This is a genomic window from Faecalicoccus sp. LCP19S3_E2 (assembly GCF_052121255.1).
GTDB lineage: Bacteria > Bacillota_I > Bacilli_A > Erysipelotrichales > Erysipelotrichaceae > Faecalicoccus.
In genome coordinates, this window is sequence record NZ_JBQKEP010000003.1 from 120,127 (window position 1) to 146,893 (window position 26,767).

The 26,767-nt window shown below is 37.0% G+C and carries 29 protein-coding genes; 23 read left to right on the top strand and 6 right to left on the bottom strand.

Annotated features, from left to right (window positions below; genetic code table 11):
* Positions 1-3 precede the first annotated feature (3 nt).
* From rsxE to ACTQX6_RS03945, 4 genes are read left to right on the top strand one after another with little or no spacing between them, the layout of a single operon-like run.
* Complete coding sequence (rsxE, locus tag ACTQX6_RS03930) at positions 4-654, top strand: electron transport complex subunit RsxE (protein ID WP_117446885.1); 651 nt, start codon at positions 4-6, stop codon at positions 652-654.
* Between the two features lie 3 nt (positions 655-657).
* Positions 658-1,233, top strand: a complete 576-nt coding sequence (locus tag ACTQX6_RS03935; RefSeq protein WP_117446884.1) for an electron transport complex protein RnfA — start codon at positions 658-660, stop codon at positions 1,231-1,233.
* On the top strand, positions 1,233-1,421 hold the full coding sequence (locus tag ACTQX6_RS03940) for a hypothetical protein (RefSeq protein WP_022788996.1): 189 nt from the start codon (positions 1,233-1,235) through the stop codon (positions 1,419-1,421). The genes ACTQX6_RS03935 and ACTQX6_RS03940 overlap by 1 nt, the downstream gene beginning before the upstream one ends.
* Positions 1,422-1,424: 3 nt before the next feature.
* Complete coding sequence (locus tag ACTQX6_RS03945) at positions 1,425-1,742, top strand: (Fe-S)-binding protein (protein WP_206198179.1); 318 nt, start codon at positions 1,425-1,427, stop codon at positions 1,740-1,742.
* Between the two features lie 19 nt (positions 1,743-1,761).
* Here ACTQX6_RS03945 and ACTQX6_RS03950 read toward each other — a convergent pair whose 3' ends face one another.
* The gene (locus ACTQX6_RS03950; RefSeq protein ID WP_294687100.1) at positions 1,762-3,396 is read right to left on the bottom strand and encodes an Rqc2 family fibronectin-binding protein; all 1,635 of its coding nucleotides are present in this window, start codon (positions 3,394-3,396) and stop codon (positions 1,762-1,764) included.
* Positions 3,397-3,500: 104 nt separating this feature from the next.
* Between ACTQX6_RS03950 and gmk the strand changes: the two genes are divergently transcribed.
* From gmk to rbfA, 11 genes are all read left to right on the top strand, one after another.
* A complete protein-coding gene (gene gmk / locus ACTQX6_RS03955) occupies positions 3,501-4,079 on the top strand; it encodes a guanylate kinase (RefSeq protein WP_168964490.1) in 579 nt (192 codons plus the stop codon).
* Between the two features lie 140 nt (positions 4,080-4,219).
* Positions 4,220-4,696, top strand: coding sequence for a PTS sugar transporter subunit IIA (locus tag ACTQX6_RS03960; protein ID WP_117446881.1), 477 nt, complete (start codon positions 4,220-4,222; stop codon positions 4,694-4,696).
* A gap of 14 nt (positions 4,697-4,710) precedes the next feature.
* Positions 4,711-5,547: a PRD domain-containing protein gene (locus ACTQX6_RS03965; protein WP_294687097.1), complete on the top strand. Its 837-nt coding sequence runs from the start codon at positions 4,711-4,713 to the stop codon at positions 5,545-5,547.
* Positions 5,548-5,644: 97 nt separating this feature from the next.
* Positions 5,645-7,045, top strand: coding sequence for a PTS transporter subunit EIIC (locus tag ACTQX6_RS03970; RefSeq protein ID WP_294687095.1), 1,401 nt, complete (start codon positions 5,645-5,647; stop codon positions 7,043-7,045).
* A 1-nt stretch (position 7,046) separates the two neighbouring features.
* Positions 7,047-8,477: a glycoside hydrolase family 1 protein gene (locus tag ACTQX6_RS03975; RefSeq protein ID WP_441657335.1), complete on the top strand. Its 1,431-nt coding sequence runs from the start codon at positions 7,047-7,049 to the stop codon at positions 8,475-8,477.
* Positions 8,478-8,583: 106 nt separating this feature from the next.
* The gene (rimP, locus tag ACTQX6_RS03980) at positions 8,584-9,042 is read left to right on the top strand and encodes a ribosome maturation factor RimP (RefSeq protein WP_022789000.1); all 459 of its coding nucleotides are present in this window, start codon (positions 8,584-8,586) and stop codon (positions 9,040-9,042) included.
* Between the two features lie 11 nt (positions 9,043-9,053).
* Positions 9,054-10,679, top strand: coding sequence for a transcription termination factor NusA (gene nusA, locus ACTQX6_RS03985; protein WP_294688821.1), 1,626 nt, complete (start codon positions 9,054-9,056; stop codon positions 10,677-10,679).
* 8 nt (positions 10,680-10,687) lie between these two features.
* A complete protein-coding gene (rnpM, locus tag ACTQX6_RS03990) occupies positions 10,688-10,948 on the top strand; it encodes an RNase P modulator RnpM (protein ID WP_022789002.1) in 261 nt (86 codons plus the stop codon).
* Positions 10,935-11,327 carry a L7Ae/L30e/S12e/Gadd45 family ribosomal protein gene (locus tag ACTQX6_RS03995; protein WP_195221851.1) on the top strand — a complete coding sequence of 131 codons (393 nt, stop codon included), beginning with the start codon at positions 10,935-10,937 and terminating at the stop codon, positions 11,325-11,327. Before rnpM ends, ACTQX6_RS03995 begins: the two co-directional genes overlap by 14 nt.
* Positions 11,242-13,086, top strand: a complete 1,845-nt coding sequence (gene infB / locus ACTQX6_RS04000) for a translation initiation factor IF-2 (RefSeq protein ID WP_294688824.1) — start codon at positions 11,242-11,244, stop codon at positions 13,084-13,086. Before ACTQX6_RS03995 ends, infB begins: the two co-directional genes overlap by 86 nt.
* The gene (gene rbfA / locus ACTQX6_RS04005; RefSeq protein ID WP_294688826.1) at positions 13,086-13,427 is read left to right on the top strand and encodes a 30S ribosome-binding factor RbfA; all 342 of its coding nucleotides are present in this window, start codon (positions 13,086-13,088) and stop codon (positions 13,425-13,427) included. Before infB ends, rbfA begins: the two co-directional genes overlap by 1 nt.
* Before the next feature lie 20 nt (positions 13,428-13,447).
* Here the strand turns inward: rbfA and ACTQX6_RS04010 are convergent, their stop codons facing one another.
* The 4 genes from ACTQX6_RS04010 to ACTQX6_RS04025 all read right to left on the bottom strand — a co-directional run bounded on the left by ACTQX6_RS04010 (position 13,448) and on the right by ACTQX6_RS04025 (position 16,788).
* Positions 13,448-14,287, bottom strand: a complete 840-nt coding sequence (locus ACTQX6_RS04010) for an AraC family transcriptional regulator (RefSeq protein WP_117446871.1) — start codon at positions 14,285-14,287, stop codon at positions 13,448-13,450.
* Positions 14,288-14,378: 91 nt separating this feature from the next.
* Positions 14,379-15,326 carry a helix-turn-helix domain-containing protein gene (locus tag ACTQX6_RS04015; protein ID WP_117446870.1) on the bottom strand — a complete coding sequence of 316 codons (948 nt, stop codon included), beginning with the start codon at positions 15,324-15,326 and terminating at the stop codon, positions 14,379-14,381.
* Positions 15,327-15,445: 119 nt separating this feature from the next.
* Positions 15,446-15,784: a hypothetical protein gene (locus tag ACTQX6_RS04020; RefSeq protein WP_294688829.1), complete on the bottom strand. Its 339-nt coding sequence runs from the start codon at positions 15,782-15,784 to the stop codon at positions 15,446-15,448.
* A gap of 104 nt (positions 15,785-15,888) precedes the next feature.
* The gene (locus ACTQX6_RS04025) at positions 15,889-16,788 is read right to left on the bottom strand and encodes an ROK family protein (protein WP_168964497.1); all 900 of its coding nucleotides are present in this window, start codon (positions 16,786-16,788) and stop codon (positions 15,889-15,891) included.
* Positions 16,789-16,955: 167 nt separating this feature from the next.
* Between ACTQX6_RS04025 and ACTQX6_RS04030 the strand changes: the two genes are divergently transcribed.
* Both ACTQX6_RS04030 and ACTQX6_RS04035 read left to right on the top strand, forming a co-directional pair.
* Entirely contained in the window at positions 16,956-17,741 is a 786-nt protein-coding gene (locus ACTQX6_RS04030; RefSeq protein WP_117446867.1) for a sulfite exporter TauE/SafE family protein, read from the top strand.
* An 11-nt stretch (positions 17,742-17,752) separates the two neighbouring features.
* Positions 17,753-18,439 carry a DNA alkylation repair protein gene (locus ACTQX6_RS04035; protein ID WP_294686938.1) on the top strand — a complete coding sequence of 229 codons (687 nt, stop codon included), beginning with the start codon at positions 17,753-17,755 and terminating at the stop codon, positions 18,437-18,439.
* Positions 18,440-18,476: 37 nt separating this feature from the next.
* On the opposite strand, the gene ACTQX6_RS04040 is transcribed toward ACTQX6_RS04035, so the two are convergent.
* Entirely contained in the window at positions 18,477-19,661 is a 1,185-nt protein-coding gene (locus ACTQX6_RS04040) for an acetyl-CoA C-acetyltransferase (RefSeq protein ID WP_441657334.1), read from the bottom strand.
* A gap of 306 nt (positions 19,662-19,967) precedes the next feature.
* Between ACTQX6_RS04040 and ACTQX6_RS04045 the strand changes: the two genes are divergently transcribed.
* The 6 genes from ACTQX6_RS04045 (at position 19,968) to ACTQX6_RS04070 (ending at position 26,670) form a co-directional block, all read left to right on the top strand.
* Positions 19,968-21,281, top strand: a complete 1,314-nt coding sequence (locus ACTQX6_RS04045) for an ABC transporter substrate-binding protein (RefSeq protein ID WP_320863069.1) — start codon at positions 19,968-19,970, stop codon at positions 21,279-21,281.
* Positions 21,282-21,361: 80 nt separating this feature from the next.
* Positions 21,362-22,204, top strand: coding sequence for a carbohydrate ABC transporter permease (locus ACTQX6_RS04050; RefSeq protein WP_117446866.1), 843 nt, complete (start codon positions 21,362-21,364; stop codon positions 22,202-22,204).
* A gap of 1 nt (position 22,205) precedes the next feature.
* Entirely contained in the window at positions 22,206-23,039 is an 834-nt protein-coding gene (locus tag ACTQX6_RS04055) for a carbohydrate ABC transporter permease (protein ID WP_117446865.1), read from the top strand.
* Between the two features lie 29 nt (positions 23,040-23,068).
* Positions 23,069-24,067 carry a LacI family DNA-binding transcriptional regulator gene (locus ACTQX6_RS04060; RefSeq protein ID WP_117446864.1) on the top strand — a complete coding sequence of 333 codons (999 nt, stop codon included), beginning with the start codon at positions 23,069-23,071 and terminating at the stop codon, positions 24,065-24,067.
* 14 nt (positions 24,068-24,081) lie between these two features.
* The gene (malQ, locus tag ACTQX6_RS04065) at positions 24,082-25,560 is read left to right on the top strand and encodes a 4-alpha-glucanotransferase (protein WP_441657333.1); all 1,479 of its coding nucleotides are present in this window, start codon (positions 24,082-24,084) and stop codon (positions 25,558-25,560) included.
* Positions 25,561-25,578: 18 nt separating this feature from the next.
* Positions 25,579-26,670 carry an ABC transporter ATP-binding protein gene (locus ACTQX6_RS04070; RefSeq protein WP_195221855.1) on the top strand — a complete coding sequence of 364 codons (1,092 nt, stop codon included), beginning with the start codon at positions 25,579-25,581 and terminating at the stop codon, positions 26,668-26,670.
* Positions 26,671-26,767: the final 97 nt, after the last annotated feature.

Genomic DNA, 26,767 nt, shown 5'->3' on the forward strand with positions numbered 1-26,767 from the left:
AATATGGATCAGTTAAAGAATTTCAAAAATGGTTTGATCAAAGACAATCCGGTTTTCTCTTTGTTTCTGGGTATCTGTTCAACACTGGCTATTACAACAACCATCAATAATGCGATCGGTATGGGTGTTTCCGTTATCATCGTATTGACGATGTCGAATGTGATCATTTCCATGATTCGAAAAATCACACCGGATGAGATTCGTATTCCGGTTTACATCGTGATTATTGCGACGTTAGTAACGATCATACAAATGTTGATTCAGGCATTTGCACCGGCATTAAATGAAAGTCTGGGTGTATTTATACCTCTGATCGTTGTCAACTGTATCATTTTAGGTCGTGCCGAAAGTTTTGCGAGCAAGAATGGTATCGTAGCCAGTGCAATCGATGGAATTGGTATGGGACTTGGATATACATTAGCGGTACTTTCCATGTCCATTATTCGTGAGGTGCTCTCTACCGGCGGTATTTTGATCACCAATCCGTTTAATACGGCGCAGGTGCTATTGAATGTCACGCTGTTCCCGGAAGATTTTACCATTTCTTTATTTGGTTCTCCGGTAGGTGCCTTTATTACGTTTGCTTGTCTGGCTTCGGCTTTAGGTGCTTATAAAGTACATCTGGAAGCCAAAGAAAAGGCAAAGGAGAAATAGAATATGAGTGAATTAGTAACTTTACTGGTAACCAGTGTATTGATCAATAACGTCATTTTAAACCAGTTCTTAGGTATGTGTCCTTTTATGGGCGTATCGAAGAAAAAGTCTAGTGCGTTAGGAATGGGTGTTGCCGTTGTCTTTGTTATTGTGGTAGCGGCTCTGGTTACTTACGCTTTATATTATTTGGTTTTGGTTCCGATCAGTTTGGAATTTATGGAACTGATCACCTTTATCCTGGTCATCGCATCGTTGGTACAGTTAACGGAGATGTTCATCAAAAAGTACAGTCCCAGCTTGTATAAATCGTTAGGTGTCTATCTGCCATTGATCACGACCAACTGTGTTGTATTAAATGTATGTTTAGTCAACATTACCAATACTTATGATTTTTCACATATGCTGGTATATTCTGTTGGTACACCGCTTGGTTTTGCGCTTGTATTGTATATCTTTTCAACCATTCGTGAACGCTTAGAGCTAAGCAATGTACCGGCTGCCTTTAAAGGAAATGGAATTGCCCTGATTTGTGCAGCCATCATGTCTATGGCATTTTCCGGACTTGCAGGTATCGTATAATGAAATACCTTTTAGCAGCATTGTTTTTTGGAGCGCTGGTACTGGTGTATATCGTTTTGTATCTATTAAACAAAAAGACACCATTACCGGAAGGATGTGAAGATCTGAAAGCCGATTGTGAAGGCTGTCATGATTTTTCCTGCTCACACAATCCTGCTCATCATATAAAGAAAGCAGAAGGAGAATAGGATATGTTGGATACGATTTTGATTGCAGTCGTCATGATGCTTGTATTGGGAGGCCTTTTAGGACTAGGGTTAGGCTTTGCCGACCGGTTTCTCAAAGTGGAAGTGGATGAACGTGTAGAAAAAGTGACAGGAATGCTTCCTGGTTATAACTGTGGAGGATGTGGTTATCCGGGTTGTTCCGGTATGGCTGAAGCCATGGTCACAAAAGAGGTTAACACGTTCTTGTGTAAGCCTTGTAAACCGGATAAAAAACAGGAAATCATCGATTACTTAAAAAATACACCGGGTCCGGATGGATCAACGGTAGAAATCAAAGGATAAAAAAATCTGGTCAAATTGATCAGATTTTTTTGTATTCCTGTATCCATTGTTCCACCGGTGCCTCCTGGGGATCAATATAAATGGTTTTATAGGTTTTCATGGTCACAAAACCGGTTTTGGCTCCGGGAACTTTTTTTAAATTCGAAATTGTGGTGTAATTGACCGGTACACTGCTGGAATCTTTACTTTTGGAATAATAGGCGGCCAGGTTGGCACACATACGAATTTGTTCTTCATCTACATGTTCACTTTTCAATAAAACATGAGATCCATGATAATCTTTAACATGAAACCATAAGTCGTTTTTACGTGCAATTTGATGTGTAATGTAATGATTCTGCAGATTATTTTTACCGACAAAGATTGTAAAATCGTCTTTTTGAAGACATAGTAAATTCGGCTTGTTTTTGCGTTTGGTATTCTTTTGATTCTTTTTTACAAACAAGATGCGATTTTTGACAAGTTCCTCGCGAATTTCCAGCGCATCAGGAATAGAACAATGAGCTAACTGTTCTTCTAACTGTGTAAAATAAGCAATATCTTCCTTACATGCATCGATCTGTTCTTTTAATATGGCTAGTGATCGTTTTAATTTGTGATATTTCTGATAATACTTATTGGCGTTTTGTTTGAGATCATAGCGCATATCAATAGGGATCTGTACCCATTCATCTCGTTCAAAAGAAGGAACTTCAATGATCGGCTCTTTTGGTACTTCATCCATATAGGCAAATAAAAGATCACCGTATTCCTGATATTTTTGATAGTCCTGTGAAAGTTCTAACGTGCTTTGCAGCTTGGGAAGCTTTTTGATGGTTTTATTCTTTTCTTTTTCCACACATCGAAAGACATCCCCACATTGTTCCTTGATACGAGCTTTTTGTTCTTCTTCCTGGTAAAGATGATGAAAGCCTTCCATAAATGGAAAGATTTTTGGCTTTTGTTCTATGTGCTGCATCTCTAAGGCATGAAAATCCTTTTCATATACATAAAGAGATGAGGAATTTAGTAACTCCTGCAAGATCGTTTCATACGTTTGTCCTTTGTTTAATCGATAGAGGAATTCCTTTGACAACAAGGGCGAAAAACCATAGATTTGTTTGACAAGGCTGGTATCTGTATCAATATGTGTTACATGCAGCGGATCTTGTTTATGACCGGGATCCGGTAATGTATAGCGAGCACCTGGATGGATCAAGCGCTTGGAGTTTTCGTAAACCGGTATGCGCTTTAAGGCATCAATGATGATTCCTTGTTGATCAACAAAAACCAGGTTGGAGTATTTGCCCATCAATTCAATGTATAATTTATATTTCTTGATATCGCCCAATTCATCGCGGGCAACAATCGACATTTCTAAAATGCGATCAAAACCAATCTGTTTAATATCTTCAATGATTGCCTGATTGCAGTTTTTGCGGAGCACCATCACAAAGTTGCTGGGAGCCATCTGTGAAGGATAGGTATAATCGTTTAAGTAAATACGATTGGTATTGGAATGTACATTGATGACAAGCTTTTCGGTCTTGGTATGTGTACGAAGGACAAATAAAAGCTCTTCATCGCTTATATTTTGGATTTTATTTAACTTACAGGGACAAAGTGCCTGTAAGTGTTTGTTGATTACATGCAACAATAAACCATCTAATGCCATAGTTGCCTCCTTTTAGCTGTACCATTATAACATATTCTTAAGTTTCTTTTGACACTGTGTGCATTCGGTGTAAAATGTTAGTAATAAAAAAAGGAGAAAAGGGAATGAAACGTGGGCTATTGATTATATTAAGTGGGCCTAGCGGTGTTGGAAAAGGAACGATACGAAAGATTTTTTCGGAAGATGAACGATTGAATCTGGCGTATTCTACTTCTATGACGACAAGAAAGCCGCGAGAAGGTGAACAAGATGGTGTGGATTACTTTTTTACCACAAGGGAAGAGTTTGAAAAGGCCATCGAGAATGGTGAATTGTTGGAATATGCCGAATTTGTCGGTAATTATTATGGAACGCCATTAAAGGAAGTCAACCGCTTGCGCGATGAAGGAAAGAATGTTCTTCTGGAAATCGAAGTACAGGGCGCTACACAGGTACAGGAAAAATGTCCGGATGCGATCAGTATCTTTATCGTACCACCTTCTATGGAGGAATTGGAAAGACGTATCCGTGGACGTAGAACAGAACCGGAAGAAATTGTTCAACAAAGACTTGCCAAAGCCAGCAATGAAATGAAGATGGTGTACCAGTATAAATACATCGTTTGTAATGATGATCCACAATTGGCAGCAGAATTGATCGAAACGATCATTTTACGCCATATTGAGCTGGAAGAAAACAAATAATTGAAAGCGTTTTGATTGACAACGCTTTCAATGCGTGCTAAGCTTAATCCGTAATAAAGGATTGTTACTCTCTTGAGGCATTACCTGTTGTAGAATACATGGTTATGTCAAAGAGAGTTTTTTATTTTGGAGGATTGTTTATGTTTGGATTCAAAAAGAATAAAGAATGTGTTTTATATTCACCGGTAAATGGTAAAACAATATCTCTTGAAGAAGTTCCGGATAAAGTGTTTGCGAGCAAGATGATGGGGGATGGGATTGCGTTTGAATTAAATGATGTGAATCTTTATGCTCCTTGTGATGGTGAACTTACAATGGTAGCTCACACCTTTCATGCTTATGGCTTTAAAGCTAGAAATGGTGCAGAAATCTTAATTCATGTGGGATTGGATACTGTTAATTTAAATGGCCAGGGATTTATTTGTGTAAAAGAGAAAGGTTCAAAAGTTTCAGTTGGTGAGTTGATTGCAAAAGTCGATCTTGATTTTATGAAAGAAAAAGGAATCAATCTTATAACACCGATGGTAATAACCAATAGTGCTGATTATAAATTCCATTGTATAGAACCAAACAAGGTTGTACATGCCAAGGATGATAAAGTAATTTATTTTGAATAGTTAGGAGGCTGAAGATGGAGGTAATTAGAAAGATCAACAACAATGTTGCCATATGTTTAGATAACAATGGAAAAGAATTAATTGCCTTTGGAAATGGAATCGGTTTTCCCAAAGTGCCTTACGAAATTCATGATTTAAATAAAATTTCCAGAACCTATTATGGCGTGAGTTCTAATTTGATGGATTTGTTGAATGAGATACCTGAAGATATTTTTGAAATCTCTGCTAAAATAGTGGATTATGCAAAGACAAAAATTGTGAATGAACTCAATTCAAATGTCGTATTTACTTTAGCCGATCACATTCATTTTGCGATTCAACGTTATGAAAAAAATATGAAGATCAACATCCCTTTTCTGTACGATTTAGAACATCTTTATGAAACAGAGTTAGAAATAGGAAAAAGATCAGTGGTTTTTATCAATAAGAAAAAAGGGATACATCTGCCAATGAATGAAGCTGCCGGAATTGCCCTGCATTTCATCAATGCGGAAAATATGCAAAGAAATAACATAGATTCATTGGACGATAAAAAAGTGATTGCTGATATTACCGGTATGATTGAAGAACAACTAAAAATTTCCATTAATAAAAGAAGTTTTAATTATTCTCGATTTGTCACCCATATGCAATATTTATTAAAACGACAACAAGGACATACTGACATACAATCAGAAAATAAAAAGATGTTTGATAAATTGGTCAAGGAATTTCCAGAACCATATCAATGCGCTTTACATATCAGAGAATACATCAAACAGAATCTTGAGTGGAAATTAACTGATGAAGAATTATTATATTTGATTTTACATATAAATCGACTATGTAGTCGAGAGGATTGTAACCAATAGGGCATTACCTCAGCATTTTAAGCTGGGGTTTTATTTTTGGCATCATCAATGAATAAGCGCGCATTCATTGTATGCATAGATAAAAAGGAGAAGAAATATGGCTAAAAAACAAAAATATGAACAATTAGCGAATCAGATTATTGATTTGATTGGAGGTAAAGAGAATGTGACTTTTTTTACGCATTGTGTTACCCGTTTACGATTTAACTTAAAAGATAAGAGTTTAGTCCAAAAAGAAGCAATTGAAAATATAGAAGGAGTCATGGGAAGTCAGTGGCAAAATGATCAATATCAGATCATTATTGGACAGGCTGTTGGTGATGCTTATGATCTGATTTGCACAAAAACAGGATTAGGAGGAGAAAATACCTTAGATGAAGAAGAAACTTCTACTAAGAAAAAATTGAGTCTAAGTTTAGTCTTTGGCAATATTTTAGATGGAATTTCAGGATGCCTGACTCCAATCATCCCAGCATTAATAGGTTGCGGAATGATAAAAGTTATTGTTTTATGTATTACTACTTTTTCATGGTTACCAACGGATAGTGGCACCAATCAAATTCTAACTATTGTTGGAGATGCCGGATTTTATTTTCTTCCTATATTGGTAGGAGCCAATGCAGCTAAAAAATTTGGAGCTAATCCTTCTTTGGGAATGGTTATTGGTGCCATATTAGTATACCCTACATTTGTAAATGGTGTTACAGACGGTACTGCTTTTGATATTTTTGGAATTCCTGTTTATGGAGCCAGCTATACAAGTTCGATTTTTCCTGCAATTTTATGTGTTTGGATCATGTCTTATATTGAAAAGTTCTTTGCACGAATTTCGCCAGATTCCTTGCGGTCTATAGTTGAACCATTGTGTACTTTGCTTGTGATGATTCCATTATCTTTTTGTTTATTAGCACCTGCTGGAGCATTTCTTGGTAACTATGTATCAGCTGCTGTCATTTGGCTATATAACACTGTTGGATTCTTAGGTGTTGGTGTATTAGCTGCTTTAATGCCTTTTTTAATTATGACTGGTATGCATTCTGCTTTTGTTCCATATTTGATGCAGATGTTTTCAACGGTTGGCTATGAACCAATTTTCTTTACTTCACTTGTAATATCAAATATTAATCAGGGAATTTCAGCTTTGGCTGTTGGAATCAAAACCAAAAATAAAACAGTACGATCAACAAGCATTTCATGTGCAATTACTGCATTAAGTGCTGGTGTTACAGAGCCTGCAATGTATGGAGTAAACTTCAAATATAAGACGCCTCTTTATGCAGCTATGATAGGCAGTCTTTGTGGCGGCCTATTTGCAGGAATTATGAATGTGTATATTTATGCCTTTGCCGGTGCCTCATCATTTGTAGCACTCCCTTGCTTTATCGGAGGAACTAGCGGTCTTACAAATATGATTTTAATGTGTGTTGCTATTGCTATTGGTTGCATCGTGACATTTATAGCAACATTATTCCTTTATAAGGAAAACGAGGAAGGATAAAATGAATAAAAATTTTTTGTGGGGAGGAGCTACAGCAGCCAATCAGGTTGAAGGTGCATATTTGGAAGATGGTAAAGGGTTAAGCACGGCTGATTTATTATCTTCTGGAACACATAAAAACCCAAGAAAAATCACCATGGATATAAGCGATGATTTAAATTATCCCAGCCATTTTGCTAGTGATTTCTATCATTGTTATAAGGAAGATATTGCTTATTTTGCGGAAATGGGATTTAGAACTTATAGAATGTCTATTGCCTGGACACGAATTTTTCCTACTGGTGTAGAAGATAAACCGAATGAAAAGGGATTAGAATTTTATGAGAACGTATTTAAAGAACTAAGAAAATACAATATTGAACCTTTAGTTACGATTTCTCATTATGAAATGCCTATTTATTTGGTTGAACATTTTGGCGGATGGAACAATCGTAAAGTCATAGATTATTATCTGAAATATTGCGAAGTTATTTTTAATCGATATAAAGAACTTATTACTTACTGGCTTACGTTTAATGAAATTAATTGTGGAACTTTGCCTTTAGGAAATTACATGTCTCTGGGAATTTTGAATGAAGGTACTAAAGATTTTTTAAATCAGAAGGACAATCTTCAAAAGCGATATCAAGCATTACATCACCAATTGGTTGCCAGCGCCAAAGCGGTAGCTTTAGGACATGAGACAAACTCACATTTCAAGATTGGCAACATGATTGCGATCATGCCAACTTATCCTTTAACATGTAATCCTAAAGATATTCTAATGAATCAAAAAGAATGGAATGAGAGAAATTTTTATTGTGGAGATGTTCAAGTTTTTGGAGAATACAGTTATTTTGCGAGAAAAATGTGGAAGAAAAATAATATTCAGCTGGAAATTTCGGAAGAAGACTATAACAACTTAAAAAAAGGTACGGTAGATTTTTATTCCTTTTCTTATTATCAAACGAATTGCATTAGCGCAAACCCTATAGAGAATAATTCCAGCGGTAATCTTTTGCAAGGCGCCAAGAATCCATATCTGAAAACAAGTGATTGGGGTTGGCAGATTGATCCGGAAGGATTGAGATATGTGCTAAATGTACTTTATGATCGATATAAGAAACCATTGTTTATTGCCGAAAATGGATTAGGTGCATATGACAAATTAGAAGATGATGAAATTCATGATTCTTATCGAATTGAATATCTTAAGTTACATATCGATGCAATGAAAAAGGCAGTCGATATTGATGGTGTAGATTTAATGGGATATACCCCATGGGGATGTATTGATTTGGTTAGTGCTTCTACAGGAGAGATGAGTAAACGATATGGGTTTATTTATGTAGATGTTGACGATAATGGAAATGGAACCTATAAACGATATAAAAAAGATAGTTTTTATTGGTATAAGAAAGTTATCGCATCGAATGGAGAAGATTTAGATTAGGGAAAACAAATAATCGCTTGCGTTTAAGCATAGTTTGTGCTATGTTATGCATGTATTGAAACAAGGAGTGGGGAAACCCACTCCTTCATTTTGAAAAGGAGAAAGTATGGACAAACTCAAAGAGTGGATCGAACCCGTTCTGTCAAAGCTTGGCTGCAGGTTGTATGACATTGAATGGATACCGAGTCAAGATCCGCCATTATTACGCTTTAGTGTAGAAAAAGAAAAGGGAGGCATGGATCTGGATACTTGTGCTTTGTGCAGTGATGCCATTGGGGAAGTATTGGATCAAAAAGACTGGTTTGCTTCCGAGTATATGTTGGAAGTATGTTCTCCGGGAGCGGAAAGGGAACTAAAAAATGAAGAACAGCTGCAGCGAGCCTTGGGAGAATATGTGCACTGTAAGCTGAAAGATCCTAAACAGGGATTGGATGCTGTGACGGGAGACTTAAAAGAAATCAATGAACATTCCATTGTGATTCAGTATAAAGATAAGACAAGAAATAAAACGATGGAAATTGAAAGAGAAAATATTGCGCTGATTCGAACAGCTGTTAAGGTATAAAGGAGACGGACATGAAACAAAAAGTGGATACGATTGCTTCTGCATTATTGGGAATTGAAAGTGATCGTCAGTTGACACCGGAAATTGTGGAAGAAGCTTTAAAGGAAGCTTTGACAAAAGCGTATCGTAAGCATATTGAAATTCCGGACGCTTATGTAAAAACTGAAATTAAAGACGGAATCATTCATATTTATCATCAAAGAGTCGTTGTAGAAGAAGTCGAAGACGATGAGTTGGAAGTTTCCTTAAAAGAAGCGAAGAAAGTGAATAAGGATGCCAAACTGGGCGATATGATCGATGAAGAAGTGGATTATACACAATTTGATCGTGCTGCCGTTGTTCTGGCTAAAAACGTCATCAAACAAAAGATTCGTGAAGCCGAAAAACAAATCGTTTACGAAGAATATTGCGATAAAGTTGATGAAATGGTCATGGGAACGGTAGAAACCGTAGAACCTAAATTTGTGATCGTTAATATCGGTAAGACACTGGCCATGATGAAAAAGAGCCAGCAGATCCCAGGGGAAACTTATTATGAAGGACAAAATCTGTTGGTTGTGATTACTGAAGTCAATAAAGAAACAAAAGGTGCACAAGTCCTGGTATCACGAGCTACACCGGTATTCGTGCGGCGCTTGTTTGAGCGTGAAGTACCGGAAATCTATCAGGGTATCATTGAAATTAAAGCGATTGCCAGAGAACCGGGAGAACGTTGTAAGATTGCCGTTTATACACATAATGAAAACATTGATCCGATCGGTGCCTGCATTGGTCCGCGCGGTTCTCGTGTACAGATGATCATCAACGAACTGCATGGCGAAAAAATTGATATCTTTGAATGGTCTGATAACATTGCGGATTTGATCAAGAATGCCTTGAGTCCAAGTGAAGCCATTGCGGTCATTCCAAATGAAAATGTAAAGGATGGCTTGATCGTTGTCGTTCCGGAAAGTCAGTTGTCGCTTGCCATCGGTAAACGTGGTAAAAATGCTCGATTAGCTGTAAAACTGACAAATCGCAAGATCGATATTAAATCGGATGCGGAAATGGAAGAAGCAGGTATTGACTACATGGCTATATCCAAAGCAATGCAGGAAGAATACGAAGCTAAGAAAGCAAAAGAGCGTGCTTATAAACAGCAGCAGCGTATTGAAGAATTGAACCAGACACCAACGGAAATCGAAAACGTGGATGTAGCTGACTTTACATACGATGATGATGTTTTACTGGATACAGAAGAAGATATGCCACTTCAGAATACAACGACCTTGTTTGAAAAAGAACAAGAGAAAAAAGAATTGGATGAAATGGAAGAAGCAGCTCGTATCGCTAAGGCAAAACGTAAAGAAAAAGCAAGTATTGCGCCAAGCACGGAATATACTTCTAAATTTGAAAACTTTGCAGATGTCTCGAATAAACAGGAAACAGCTCCGGTAAAATCGAAGAAAAAACAGGAAGAAGTCAAAGAAACAACAGATAAGCATGATCTAAGTGAGGTAAAACAGCAGTTTGAGCAGATGAAACCGATCTATTCAGAGGAAGAGCTTGCCGAGATTGAGGCCCAGCAGATGGAAGAAGAGAATGTCTGGGATGAAGATGTCGATTATGAAGAATTCGACGAATACTATGACGACTAGGAGTTTGTATGCGTAAGATACCGATGCGAAAATGTGTAGTGACACAGGAACGGTTTCCTAAAAAGGAACTGATTCGTGTGGTACGTACACCGGAAAAAGCAATTGAGGTTGATCTGACAGGAAAAAAGAACGGACATGGAGCTTACGTTTCCTTAAATAAGAAAACGATTGCTCTGGCTCGTAAGAACAAAGCATTAGATCGAGCTTTGGAAATGGAAATTCCAACAGCAATCTATGATCAGTTGGAAGAACTCTGTGAAGACGAGTAAATGGATCTCGTATTGTCAGATTGCCTTTAGAGCCGGAAAAGTCGTTTATGGAAGCAAGCTGCTTCTAAGCATTCAAAAGAAACAGGCTTGTCTTGTTGTGTATTCCAATTTGATTGGAAACAACTTGAAAAAAAAGATACAGGACAAATGTCATACGTATCAAATACCTTATTTTGGTGTGGATCCTGATGAATTTGATCAGATCACGAAACGATCTTTTGTAGCATTTTCCATATTGGATGCTTCTTTAGCCAAACAAATATGGAATGATAGAAAGGGAATGGTGATGTCAAATGGCTTACAACAAACAGAAGAAAAAACCGAATCGAAACCGAAATCAGAGAAACAGCAATCGCCAGCAGCCGGTAAAGAAAGTTGAATACCCTAAAGAGATTACATATCAGGAACCATTGACAGTTGGTGGACTTGCCACACTGTTAAAGCGCAATAGTTCTGATATTATCAAATTCCTCTTTATGATGGGCAACATGTCCACGATCAATACGGTATTAAGTGATGAAGATATTGAATTGATCTGTATGGAGTTCAACTGCGAGGCGCATAAAGAAGTGGTGATCGATGAAGATGATATTGAAGAACAAATCGATAACATTGAAGAAGATGAATCAAAATTACAGCCTAGACCACCGGTGATCACGATCATGGGGCATGTCGATCATGGAAAGACAACATTGTTGGATACGATTCGTAAAACACATGTTACCGGCGAAGAATTTGGTGGTATCACACAGCATATTGGTGCCTACCAGGTTAAAGTGAAAGGAAAAAAGGTAACTTTCTTAGATACGCCGGGACATGAAGCATTTACGTCTATGCGTGCCAGAGGAGCACAGGTTACAGATATCGTTATCATTGTCGTTGCGGCAGACGATGGTGTTATGCCACAGACAAAGGAAGCGGTAGATCATGCCAAAGCTGCCGGTGTTCCAATCGTTGTAGCAGTGAATAAAATGGATAAACCGGGTGCTAATCCAGATCGTATCATGTCGGAAATGTCTGATTTAGGTATCATGCCGGAAGAATGGGGTGGCGATACGATCTTTGCCAAAATATCTGCCAAGACCGGTGAAGGAGTTTCCGATTTATTGGAAACGATGTTACTGGTTGCCGAAATGCAGGAATTAAAAGCAAATCCGGATGCTCTTGCCAGTGGTACGGTTATCGAAGCCAAGTTGGATAAAGGACGTGGACCGGTTGCGACTTTGTTGGTACAAAGAGGTACCTTGCATACTGGTGACAGCATTGTTGTTGGAAGTTCTTACGGACGTGTTCGTAAGATGACCAATGATCGTGGTATGGAAATCAAGGGTGCCGAACCAAGCTGTCCGGTGGAAATTATTGGACTCAATGATGTACCGCGTGCCGGAGATGTCTTTATGACGTATCCAAACTACAAGAAAGCACAGGAAATCGCATCTCATCGTTTGGAAAAACAAATCGAGAAAGAACGTAATCAGACCAGTGCTATGTCTTTGGAAGATTTAGCTAAAAAGGTTGAAGAAGGCGATATTCAGGAGATCAACGTTTTGATCAAAGCGGATGTGCAGGGTTCTGCCGAAGCGTTAAAGGCCAGCATGGAAAAGCTGGATGTAGATACGGTTCGTGTCAATGTGATTCGTTCGACAGTAGGAACGATTTCGGAATCTGACATCATGTTAGCTAGTGCATCCAATGCACTGATCTATGGATTCAATATCCGACCAAGTGCTGCCATTCGTAAAAAAGCAGAAGAAGAGGGCGTAGAGATTCGTCTTCATAACATTATTTATAAAGCTTTGGAAGAATTAGAAGGTGCCATGAAAGGTCTTCTTGCACCGGTATATGAAGAAGTTATCATCGGTCAGGCTGAAGTTCGTCAAATCTATAAAGTTTCCAAGGTAGGAACGATTGCCGGCTGTATGGTGACGGATGGTTGTGTCAAACGTGACTGTAAGGTTCGTTTAATTCGCGATGGCATCGTGATTTATGAAGGTAAGCTTGGTTCCTTACGTCGTTTTGAAAACGATGCCAAAGAGGTCAATAGCGGCTTTGAATGTGGTATGACCATTGAAAACTACAATGATATTAAAGTCGATGATATCATTGAAGCGTATGAAGATCAGGAAGTGCAGGAATAATGGCTGGTTTAAAAGCAGATCGTATGGATCATATTCTCATGCGGGAAATCTCAAACATCCTGCAGTTTGAATTAAAGAATCCAAAGCTTGGTTTTGTGACAGTCACCGATGTACAATGTACAAATGATCTAAGTCTTGCTAAGGTCTATGTATCTTTTTTAGGAAAACAAGATCGCAATGATGCCGGTTTACGTGTATTAAACCAAAGCAAAGGTTTTATACGTTCAAATCTTGCGAAAAAGATTAAGATTCGTAAAATGCCGGATTTGATCTTTGTGCAGGATACAAGTCTGGAACAGGGAAATAAGATCGAAAAGATTTTACACGATATACAAAAGTAAGGCTTTCCATGAGGAAAGCCTTATTCTGTTTCAGATTTATTTTTACGAAACTCTAACGGCGTTTTGCCTAAAGCTCGTTTAAAACTCTGTGCAAAATACGATTGTGAGGAAAAACCGACGATTCGACCGATTTCATTGACAGAAAGATTGGTGGTCTTCAACAAATATTTTGCCTCTTCAATTCGTTTCTCTAAAAGATAGTTGATGGGAGAAATCCCTTTTTGTTTCTTAAAGGTATGTGCCAGATAATATTTGTTGACATAAGCTAATTCTGCCAATTGATCCAGCGTGATGTTTTCTTTGTAGTGATCATTGATATAGTTTTCGACAAAGATACACTCTTTATTTACTTTTTGACTTGGTGAAACCGTTAATTGAATGTTTGATCGGCGAATGATGTTGATCATGAGAATTTCCAAAAGATTTTGACAAAGCTCTTTATAGTGCTGATCTTTATTCTTGGCTTCTAAAAGAAGTGTTTTTAGATAAAATAAGATTTCATGTTTATAATCTTGGTAGTTTGCCTGAAAGACCTGGATATGTTGATTGAAATCCGCATTGTAGAATTCCATTCCCTCAAATCCTAATACGATATATTCAAACGTTTCCCCTTTGATTCCAATTTCCGTATGACTGACATTGGGGTTGACGATCATCAAATCGTCTTCATGCAGTGTTGTCGTTCCTCCATCGGTTTGAAATAACCCGGTACCTCTTGTGACATAGAAGAATTCCGTACAATGGTGGGTATGCATACTGCTATGCCAATCATCACCATAGATACTTTGTGAGATGTACAATAAGTTCATTTTAATTTTATTTAAAGGGGTTTCACTAATTTCATATGTTAAATTTGGCATAAATAACCTCAATTTCTTTTCTTTTATTATAAGATATTGTGCAAATAGTTTCAATGCGCAATATATCTTAAAAAAATATCCTTTCGGATATCTAATGAGAAATCAGTTTAACAATTCCTTTACGCATTTGTTGTGCCTGTAGGTGAATTTTTCGATATTCATCTGAATAAGGTTGTACAGCATTTTGCGATACAAACGCATATTTTTTGTTTCCATCTTTAAAAGTAAACTGTAATCCAATATGAAGGGAATAAATGCCCGCAAAACCTTGTGTCATCGGACTGATCAACATTTGTCTGGCAAATGGTTTATTGTGTTTGGCATCTCTTGCCTTCTCAAAAACTACGCTGCATTTAACCAGTTCATTCAATGGATAGACACCGCAGTCGCCGGAATGGATCGTAAAGGTATTTTCTTTTTTATTTACCGTGACCGGTCCGGATTCCAACTGATATTTATTAATGATACGATCGATCAGATGTTTGATCTTTTCTGCTTCCTGAAAGGCTTTGATATGTTGATCGGTTTGTGTTCGTGTCGGATTTTTTGAAATATAGACAACCAGCTGAGTATCATCCTTCATGGTAATTCTAAGCCCTACGTAAAAAGGTTGTTCCATAAAATTGGCCGCAATCATCCAATCGACACCGGTAACAACTTGATGCGTAAAAGGGGGTTCCTTTCCACGAAAACGTGCTTTTTCATTCAGAATTTCGCATTTTTTAATATTTTTATAGGAATAAGTCCCTTTAGAACCATCAAGTATGATAAATACTTTGTCTTTGGTATCAAAGATGATACTGTCAAATAGAATGCGAGTCGGTTTTTGTTTCAGGGAAAGATCCTTGTGAATCAGATCTTCAAAGGGAACATTGAAAAAGGAAGCATACTTTTCTATCATTTCAAAATTAGGCTGTGATTTTCCATTTTCATGATTGGAAACGGTTTGATGGGTTACAAATAATCGTTTAGCCAATTCTTCTTGAGAAATGTTCATTTTATTTCGCAAGAACTTTAAGTTCGACTGTATATATGTCATGATTGCCACCTCTTTTCTAATTTCATAGTAAAGCAGAGATGGGCTTTTGTCATGCAAAGAATGTTTGCAAAGGAAAATTTTGAATAAAATTTAATGAAATTGTAGGTAGAAGGTATTTTTTAGGATTTGTTGCGTATTTTATCCTGTAGAACATGACAAAGATGCAGGACTTGATCATACTCTTTTGTAAAGGGATAGACCAGTTCGTGGGATGGATAAACAACAAATTCTGAATGATCTTGATCAATCAGCTTTAATCCAATTTGCAGCTTAGCAGCTTTGACAGGTAAGTATGACTGCAGTGAAACAATTTTCTTGTCTTGGTTTTGATAGATATCACATATGATCTCTGTATTGATAATCGTATCGAATGAAATATATATTGATGATGTTTGAATGTTTCTTTGATCAAAGTCAATCGCATCCACCATAACTTGTAGTGGTTGATTTTTTGGCATGATATTCCTTCTTTCCTCAAAAAAGTTTATCATTTACATAGCTTATATACAATATAAAAACAGTAGGATATACATATGTAAAAAAAGCGCTCTTTACGAACGCTTTAATCTTCCATTTGTGATTTGGCAAGCATTGCCGCACCGACAAGACCACTTTCTTCCATAGTGGCATTGGCCAGTGTTGTTTCACGCATACCCGGGAATAAATACTTGCGCATTCTTTCCTGCACATCTTCCAAAAAATCAGAACCGGATTTCATAACACCACCTTGAATCAGGATGCGTTCCGGATCGCATACAAAGCATACATTTGCCAGTAAAATGGCTAAATCTTCTTTGAATTGTTCTACGACTGCTTTGGCATTTTCATCGCTCTTGGCTGCTTCAAAGACTTCTCCGGCATGGGCAAATTCTTTATGACAGGCTTTATTTGCCTCGCGTACAATGGCCGGACCGGATACCCAGGACTCGGCAGCCCCTGGATTTAATCCATTGATTGGCTCTCTGGAAGGATCGATGATCGCATTACCGATTTCACCACCGTGTCCATGGAAGCCGGATAAGACTTTTCCATCCAGGATCATGGCTCCGGCAACACCGGTTGAAATGGTTAAATAATATAAATTTTTCTTTCCTTTTCCTTCGCCTAATAGAGCTTCGGCAAGACCTGCTACCTTTACATCATTTGCCATAAAGGTAGGCTTGTTAAAATGATTTCGAATACGATCGGCAATCGGATAGCCAACCAGATCCGGTAAATTATTGGAAATGATGATCTTTCCGTTTACAGTATCGGTTGGACCGGGAATTCCTAAACCGATACCAAGCGCATCTTTGTAGCCGTCCAATGAAGTAATCAAGCTCTCCATTTTTTCCATGATGTGCTCTTTGCCTAACTGGGCTTCTGTCTTATCTTTTTTCACATCTAAGATCTGGCCATCTTCGGATACCAAAGCGGCACGAATATTGGTTCCGCCCAGATCCACCGCAATAAAAGTTTTCATAGGATTTTTACCTCACATTTCTTACTTTCATTATAAAACAAAATCAGTTTTAGAAAATATGGAAGAACAATCCTTCTAAAGAAATTGACAAGATGTTCTAAAATTTTTAAAAGGGAATAGTGTAGAATAATAGAAGATGTCAAAACTCTTAAAAAGGAGAGAGATTCATGTATATATTATTTTTTCTGATTAGTTTTTTTGCCTCGATCATTGGTGCTATATGTGGTATTGGCGGCGGTATTATCATTAAACCGGTCATGGATGCCTTTGGAGTATTGGACGTATCGGTAATCAATTTTCTTTCCGGATGTACCGTTCTTTCGATGACAACCTATTCAGTTTGTAAAAGCTTTGTGGCAAAGGATTCTTCTGTTGATATGAAGACCGGAACACCCTTGGCCATCGGTGCTGCGATTGGAGGCTTGATTGGAAAAGAACTCTTTAGTATGGTAGCTTCCTTGTTCGCATCACCCAATACAGCCGGGGCTGTTCAGGCTTTTGTATTGCTTCTGATTACATTAGGCACATTGATCTATACAATTCAAAAAGACAAGATCAAGACGTATAAAGTCACCAATCTTCTGGCATGTATTGGTATTGGTTTATTATTAGGTTGTTTTTCTTCCTTCCTTGGAATAGGTGGAGGACCGATCAATCTGGTTGTTCTATATTTTTTCTTTACGATGAAGACCAAGGAAGCTGCGCAAAATTCGTTATATATTATTTTGTTTTCGCAGGGTGCCAGTTTGATCAGCAATCTGATCAGCGGTGTCGCCTCCATCGATTTGACCTTGCTTGTGGGTATGATTCTCTGTGGTATTCTAGGCGGAATCTTTGGACGAAAGATCAATAAGAAAATTGTCGATTCTACGGTTGATAAACTGTTTATTGGTTTGATGATTGTCATTATCTGCATCAATATTTATAATATCTTTCATTACACCGTATTGTAGAAAGCTTGGATATGACAACTTATTACAAGATACTCAAAAAACAGATGGAAGATCAGGCCGATCCTTTACAGGCAAAAAAGATGGCTGCTTATATGAAGAATCAGTTTTTATTTTATGGTATCCCTTCACCAAAGCGAAAAGCATTGTATAAAGACTTTTTGAAAGAGGAAAAGACAAAGAAGATGGTAGATTGGGAATTGTTGGATCAATGCTTTGAAGATCAACACCGAGAATTTCAATATTTTGTCTGTGATTATTTGGTAGCGTTAGCTTCCTATATTCCTTTTGAAGAGGTAGATCGAATCCAAGCTTATATTCAAAAAGGGAACTGGTGGGATACAACAGATGCCTTAGATCAAGTCATTGGAAAAATGGGTCTTAGAGATACAAGAATCAAGCAGGAGATGATTCTGTGGACAAAATCGGATGAAATTTGGATCAAAAGAGCTGCGATCGATCATCAACTGTTATATAAAGAGAAAACCGATACTCAGCTTTTAGAAACGATTCTTTTAAACTGTTTAGGATCTCATGAATTTTTTATCGATAAAGCGATAGGATGGGCACTGCGACAATATTCCAAAACGAATCCAAGATGGGTAGAATCTTTTGTCAAACAACATCATACAGCTTTAAGTTCATTAACTATCAAAGAGGCAAGTAAATATCTGACAAAGAAAAAGACGTGTGAACAATAAACTTCACACGCCGTTTTTTTTTATAATCCGTTTGAAATTAGTCGCGTTCAACGATCGTGGCACATCCCATACCACCACCGATACATAATGTCGCAAGACCTTTTTTCGCATTCTGTTTCTGCATTTCGTATAACAGAGTGACTAAGATACGGCATCCACTGGCACCTACAGGGTGACCTAATGCGATAGCACCACCGTTAACGTTAACTTTGCTCATGTCGAAGTTCAAGTCTTTGGCAACGGCTACAGACTGTGCCGCAAAGGCTTCATTGGCTTCGATCAGATCCATATCATCAACGCTTAATCCAGTACGTTCCATTACTTTCTTTGTAGCAGCTACTGGACCGATACCCATGATCTTTGGATCTACACCGGCTAAAGCACCATCTACCCATGTAGCCATTGGGGTAACACCTAATTCTTTTGCCTTTTCTTCGCTCATTACAACGATGGCAGCAGCACCATCATTGATTCCGGAAGCGTTTCCGGCTGTTACCAATCCACCGTCTTTTCCTGAGCAGCAGCGTAATTTAGCCAAGGTTTCAACCGTAGTACCGGCACGTGGTCCTTCGTCTTTCTTGAATTCTACGATTTCTTTTTTCACTTTTACCGGAACTGGTACGATTTCATCATCAAATTTACCTTCAGCCTGTGCTTTTTCACATTTCTGTTGAGAATTAGCGGCAAATTCATCCAATTCCTCACGAGTTAATCCCCATTGATCACAAATGTTTTCGGCAGTGATCATCATATGATAATGATTAAATGCATCAGTCAAGGCATCGTTTACCATCGTATCAACTAATACTCCGTTGTTCATGCGATATCCAAAACGTGCTTTATTCAGAGCAAATGGTGCCATGGACATGTTTTCCATTCCACCGGCAACCACGATATCAGCCTGTCCGGCTTTGATCATAGCAGCTGCCTGGTTTACACTGTTCAAACCAGAACCACATACTACGTTTAATGTAACAACTGGTACTTCAATAGGAAGTCCGGCTTTGATGGATGCCTGACGAGCAACGTTCTGTCCTAAACCAGCCTGGATAACGCATCCCATTAAAACTTCATCCACTTGTTCAGGTTTAACACCGGCACGATTTAAAGCTTCTTTGATAACGATAGCTCCTAAATCAGCAGCAGGTGTATTGCTTAGAGCGCCACCCATTTTACCGATTGCGGTACGACATGCACCGGCTAATACGATTTTCTTTGACATTTTAATTCCTCCATTGTTTCAGATATTTACTATCTTACCAAGGAAACTGTATCACAGCTTGTATCTTAAATCAATGGATAATGAATTTTTTCACAAGTTGATGAGTACTCTATTTTGATTCCATAAGGAATCGATAGAAAATAGAATAGAAGTGAAATACATTTTTCATGGATACTTTTATGCAATTCTTTGAATTTTATTAAAAAAGGATTGACTTATAGGTTGGTATGACCTATGATGTAATTGTAATTGGAAACGTTTACGGAAACGTTTACGTAATGTACATTCGTACTAGGAGGAAGTATAATGAATCGTTTTGTAACACGAGGATTGGCAGCAGCATTGTCCATCACAATGCTTGCGGGATGCTCTGGTTCTAAAGGGGCATCCAAGGAAAATGGAAGTGTATATTATCTAAACTTCAAACCAGAAGCCGATAAGCAATGGCAAGAATTGGCAGAAATGTACACGGAGGAAACAGGTGTTCCTGTAAAAGTGCTTACAGCTGCCAGTGGTCAATATGAGGCTACTTTAAAATCAGAAATGGCAAAGAGTGATGCACCGACTTTATTCCAAGTCAATGGTCCAGTAGGACTTGCTAGCTGGAAAGATTATTGTTATGACTTAAAAGATAGTGATATCGCTGGTCAACTTACTAGTCAAGATTATGCTTTAATGGATGGCGACAAAATGGCTGGTATTGGCTATGTAACAGAAACGTATGGTATTATTGTTAATAAAAAATTATTAAAAGAAGCGGGTTATTCTGTAGAAGATATCAAAAACTTTGAAAGTCTAAAGAGAATAAGTGAAGATATTACAGCTCGTAAAGATGAATTAGGATTTAGTGCCTTTACAAGTGCTGGTATGGATTCTTCCAGTGACTGGCGTTTTAAAACACACTTGGCAAATTTACCAATTTATTATGAATATCAAGCCGATGGTATTACTGATACAGAAGCTATTAAAGGAACTTATTTAAATAATTATAGAAATATCTGGGATCTATATATTAATAATTCAACAAGTGATCCTACACAACTTTCTACAAAAACAGCCGATGATGCGACAGCTGATTTTGTGACAGAAAAAGCTGTATTCTATCAAAATGGTACTTGGGCTTATAACGATGTTGCGGAAATTGGTGATGAAAATCTAGATATGATTCCAATTTATATTGGTGTTGAAGGGGAAGAAAATCAAGGTTTATGTACAGGTACAGAAAACTATTGGTGTGTTAATTCGAAAGCGGATAAAAAAGATGTACAAGCCACTTTAGATTTCATGAATTGGTGTGTTACAAATAAAAAAGCTGTAAAAGCTCTTTGTGGTGGCGATAAGGCAATGCCTAGTGGAAAAGCCGGTATGGGATTCAATATTCCATTTAAAGAAAACTTAAAGAGTTCAAATCCACTAGTAAATATTGCGGCTAAATACCAGGAAGAAGGTAAAAAACCAGTCACTTGGAACTTTACAACTATGCCTAGTGAAGAATGGAAAAATGGTGTAGGTAGTGCTTTAACAACCTATGCGGCGAATCAAAATGATGATAACTGGAATAAAGTTGTAAAAGCATTTGTTGATGGATGGGCTTCAGAAAAGGCTGCCACAAAAGACTAAATTGTATTGTAGAGTGGTGATGATTTAAAGTCTAGACATCATCACTCTTATTTTTTTATCAAATAGATAAGGAGAGCGTTATGGAAAAAAATTTAAAAAAGTTTTGGCCAATATTTGTTTTGCCAACAATGATTGCGTTCTTTATTGGATTTATACTTCCATTTATCATGGGAATCTATTTATCCTTTTGTGATTTTACTACGGTAACCGATGCGAAGTTTATTGGTCTTAAAAATTATGTCTTGGCGCTGGGTGATGCGATTTTTAAACATTCCTTCTGGTATACTGCCGCATTTGCCCTTGTATCTTTATTGATTATTAATATTATTGCCTTTGCCTTAGCTCTTGCGCTGACAAAGAAATTAAAGGGAACCAATATCTTTAGAACGATATTCTTTATGCCTAACTTAATTGGAGGAATTGTTCTAGGTTATATTTGGCAGTTGATCTTTTCTGGTATATTAAGTCAATACAGTATGGCTATTAACCTAGATAGTACATTAGGTTTCTGGGGATTAATTATCTTAGTTTGTTGGCAACAGATTGGATATATGATGATTATATATATTGCCGGACTTCAATCCATTCCAGAAGATATGATGGAGGCCGCTGAAATTGATGGTGCCAATCGTATTCAAAAATTATTCAAAATCACCATTCCAATGATGATGCCATCCATTACGATTTGTACATTCTTATCCATTACCAATGGATTTAAACTCTTTGATCAAAACCTGGCTTTAACGGCTGGTGAGCCTGCCAAGATGTCCGAAATGATGGCTTTAAATATCTTTAATACCTTCTATGGTCGTTCTGGCTTTGAAGGTGTTGGTCAGGCTAAAGCGGTATTATTCTTTATCTTAGTTGTCTTAATTGGTTTAGTACAACTTAGAATTACGCGTAATAAGGAGGTTGAACAATAATATGAAATCCAAAATTTCTAGAATCTTTGGAAGTGGAATCTTAAGCATATTGTCCATTTTCTGGATTGCACCGATTGCGATTGTTCTTTTTAACTCCTTTAAAAGTAAAGTTTGGATCAATTCCGACCCATTTTCACTTCCAAATGGTGAAACTTTTGCGGGATTAGAAAATTATAAAGAAGCAATCAATGGATATGATCTTTTACAAGCTGTATTCATTACAGTTTTCATTACAGTCGTTAGTGTGGCGGTGATATTAATTTGTACAAGTATGTGTGCCTGGTTTATCACAAGAATTAAGAATAAAGTGACAAAAGCCATTTATATTCTTTGTATCTTTTCTATGGTTGTTCCTTTTCAAATGGTGATGTTTACTTTAAGTAAAATTGCCAATATCTTAGGACTTACTACACCATGGGGTATTGTCATTATTTATTTAGGATTTGGTGCAGGTCTTGCGGTATTTATGTTTTGTGGATTTGTCAAATCCATTCCTAAGGAAATTGAAGAAGCAGCTATGATTGATGGATGTACACCTCTACAAACTTTCTTTAGAGTGGTATTGCCTATTATGAAACCTACGTATATTTCGGTAGGAATCCTTGAGACAATGTGGATTTGGAATGACTTTTTATTACCATATCTAGTCTTAGATATTAATAAATACAAGACACTTTCAATTGCAATTCAATACATGAAGGGCAGCTATGGACGTGTGGATATGGGTGCCATTATGGCGGCCTTAATCCTTGCGGTTATTCCAGTCATTATTTTCTATTTAAGTTGTCAAAAACATATTATTAAAGGTGTTGCGGCAGGCGCTGTAAAAGGATAAAATAGAACTCAAAATGGGAGGCGACAAGCATGAAGACAATAAAGGATATAGCTCGAATTAGTGGCTACAGCATAGGAACGGTCTCCCGTGTAATCAACAATCATCCTGATGTCTCGGATGAAACAAGACAAAAAATTAAAGAAATCATTGAAAAAGAACATTATCAACCCAATACAAATGCCAAAAATATGAAAATTAAAACAAGTGATATTATCAGTATTCTAGTCAAAGGACAAGCCAATGTATTTTTTGCTGAGCTTTTAGAAGTACTACAAAGAAGATTAGAAGAAGCTTCACAAGAAATTTCTGTTCATTATATGGATGAAAATGCCGATGAAGTTCAAGAAGCATTTCTTTTAATCAAAGAAAAAAAATCGAAAGGACTTATCTTTTTAGGTGGCGATTTAAAGAATTATTCCGAAGTCTTGTCTTCCTATAGAATACCAAGCGTACTTTTGACAAATAGTCCTTATAGTCAAGATTCTCTTATTTCATCTTTTACCACAGATAATGAAGCCGCAGCTTATAGTGCGGTACATCACTTGATTTTAAAGGGTCATAAACATATTGCAATTGTCGGAGGAAATCAAAATACACCAGTAGGGAAGGCTCGTTTACAAGGTGCCATACGTGCTTTAAATGAGATTGGTGTAGAATTTAAACAAAGTTATTATGAGCCAAGTCGATTTTCTTTAGATGGAGGCTATACCGCTACCTCCATGTTATTACAAAGACATAACGACATTACGGCACTCTTTGCGCTGGGGGACACTATTGCGTTAGGTGCATTACGTTGTTTAGTCGATCATAATTATGAGGTTCCTAAACAAATTTCTTTAATTGGTTTTGATGGTATTGAACTAGGACAATATGCCATTCCAAGACTAACAACCATTCATCAGGATATAGAAACTATGGCAAATAAAGCTGTTGACGATTTACTGGTACGCTTAAATTATCAAAGAGATGGTATCCATGAAATCATTCCTTTTCAAGTCATTAAAGGAGCAACAGTCTCATCGATTTAGGAAGAAGGTATGTCATGAAACGAAGTGCTGGTATACTCTGTCCTATCTTTTCCTTGCCTTCGAATTATGGTATAGGAACTTTAGGACAATCAGCGTATGACTTTATAGATTTTTTATCAGATTCGAATCAAACATATTGGCAAATTTTGCCGATTGGAGGTACTGGCTATGGCGATTCACCGTATCAATCATTTTCCATCTATGCGGGAAATCCATATTTTATTGATTTAGATGAATTGATACAGGAAGACTTATTAAAAAAAGAAGAAGTACAAACTCTAGAATGGGGTACTTCTACTTCACATATAGAATATAATACGTTATATGATCTTCGATTTAAGGTATTAAAGATAGCGGTAAAAAGATTTTTAAATCAACCCACTAAAGATTATATTGATTTTTGTCAAAAAGAATCGAATTGGTTAATAGACTATTCTTTATTTATGTCCATTAAACAATATTTTAATGGAAAACCGTTTCTGGAATGGCCTATTTCTTATCGTTTAAAAGAAGAAGGAGCCATTTCCTATCTAAAAGAAGAATTAAAGGATGAAATTGAATTTTGGAAAGTTTGTCAATATTTTTTCTTTCAACAATATTTTAAATTAAAAGATTATGCCAATTCGAAAGGCATTCAAATCATAGGCGATATACCGATTTATGTAGCTTTAGATAGTGTCGATGTATGGTCAAACCCAGAACTTTTTCAGTTGGATTCTATGCGACAACCTATAGATGTTGCCGGCTGTCCTCCTGATGGGTTTTCAGCCGATGGACAACTTTGGGGCAATCCTTTATTTCGATGGGATGTCATGGAAAAAGATCAGTATGCCTGGTGGATTCAAAGAATTAAACATCAGTTACGTTTTGTCGATGTATTAAGAATTGATCATTTTCGAGGCTTTGAAAGTTATTATTCCATCCCTTTTGGTTCAAAAAACGCAAGACATGGCGTATGGGAAAAAGGACCAGGGTATCCATTTTTTGAAATTGTGAAAAATCAAGTTCCTAATGCCAAAATCATTGCGGAAGATTTAGGTTTTCTTACGGATGAAGTAATTGAATTAGTGAAACAATGTGGTTTTCCAGGTATGAAAATTCTTCAGTTTGCCTTTGATTCAAGAGATACAGGTTCTGGATATTTACCACATATGTATATACATAATAGTGTAGCCTATACCGGAACGCATGATAACGACACCATTGTTGGCTGGTATACTTCTTGTGCAAGTGAGGATCGAGAATTTGCCAATCAATATTTAAATATTAATTCAGATCAAGAAATACATTGGCAAATGATTCGAGCTGTACTTGCCAGTGTATCTAACTTGGCAATAATACCTATTCAAGATTATTTAGGATATAACAGTAATGGAAGAATAAATATACCAAGTACAACCGGTAATAATTGGACATGGCGACTAAAACAAGATGAGTTAAATGAAACATTGTCAAGTCAAATTGCTTATATGACAAGATTATATGGAAGATAGAAAAGGAGAACGATTCAAATGGCAACAGTTAGCTTAAAACATATAGATAAAGTATATGATAATAATGTACAAGCGGTCTTTGATTTTAATTTAGAAATCCAAGACAAAGAATTTATTGTATTTGTAGGACCATCTGGTTGTGGTAAATCGACAACCTTGCGCATGATTGCGGGTTTAGAAGATATTACTCGTGGAGAATTAAAAATTGATGGTAAAGTGATGAATGATGTAGAACCAAAAGATCGTGATATTGCGATGGTTTTTCAATCATATGCCTTATATCCGCATATGAGTGTTTATGACAATATGGCTTTTGGTTTAAAACTGAAAAAATGTCCAAAAGAAGAAATTGATAAACGCGTAAGAAATGCGGCTCAAATCTTAGAAATTGAACAATATTTAGATCGTAAGCCTAAGGCCTTATCGGGTGGACAAAGACAACGTGTCGCTTTAGGAAGAGCCATTGTACGTAATGCCAAAGTCTTTTTAATGGATGAGCCATTATCGAATTTGGATGCCAAATTGCGTGTACAGATGCGTAGTGAAATCATTCAACTTCATGAAAGAATTGGAGCGACAACCATTTATGTAACTCATGATCAAACTGAAGCGATGACAATGGCCGATCGCATTGTAGTGATGAAGGGCGGCTATATCCAACAAATAGGAACGCCAAAAGAAATCTACAACAATCCAGCCAATATGTTTGTGGCAGGCTTCTTAGGATCACCGGCTACCAACTTTATAAAAGGTACTTACAAAGATGGAACTTTCAATATTCAAGATACACATATTCAAATTCCTGAAATGTATTTAGAATCTTTAAAAACCTATCAGGGAAAAGAAGTTATCTTAGGTATAAGACCTGAAGATTTATATGGTGAAGGCATTGTCAAAGAAACGTATCCAAGTGCTAGCTTTGATTTTAAAATTGATGTAGCAGAATTATTAGGTCATGAATATATTTTACATGGTTCTTTTCACGGTCAACCTATGGTAGCCAAAGTCGCCAGTCGTTTAGAACCAAAGATGAATAGTATATTATCCTTAACTATGGATTTAAGCAAGGTTCACTTCTTTGATCCCGAGACTGAAAAACGTATCGATTAATTTAAATAAGGAGTGCATTGTATCATAATGCACTCCATTTCCTTATAAGGTCAGATGGATATATTATTGTTTTTGTAATTTTTTAGAGAGGGGCCTG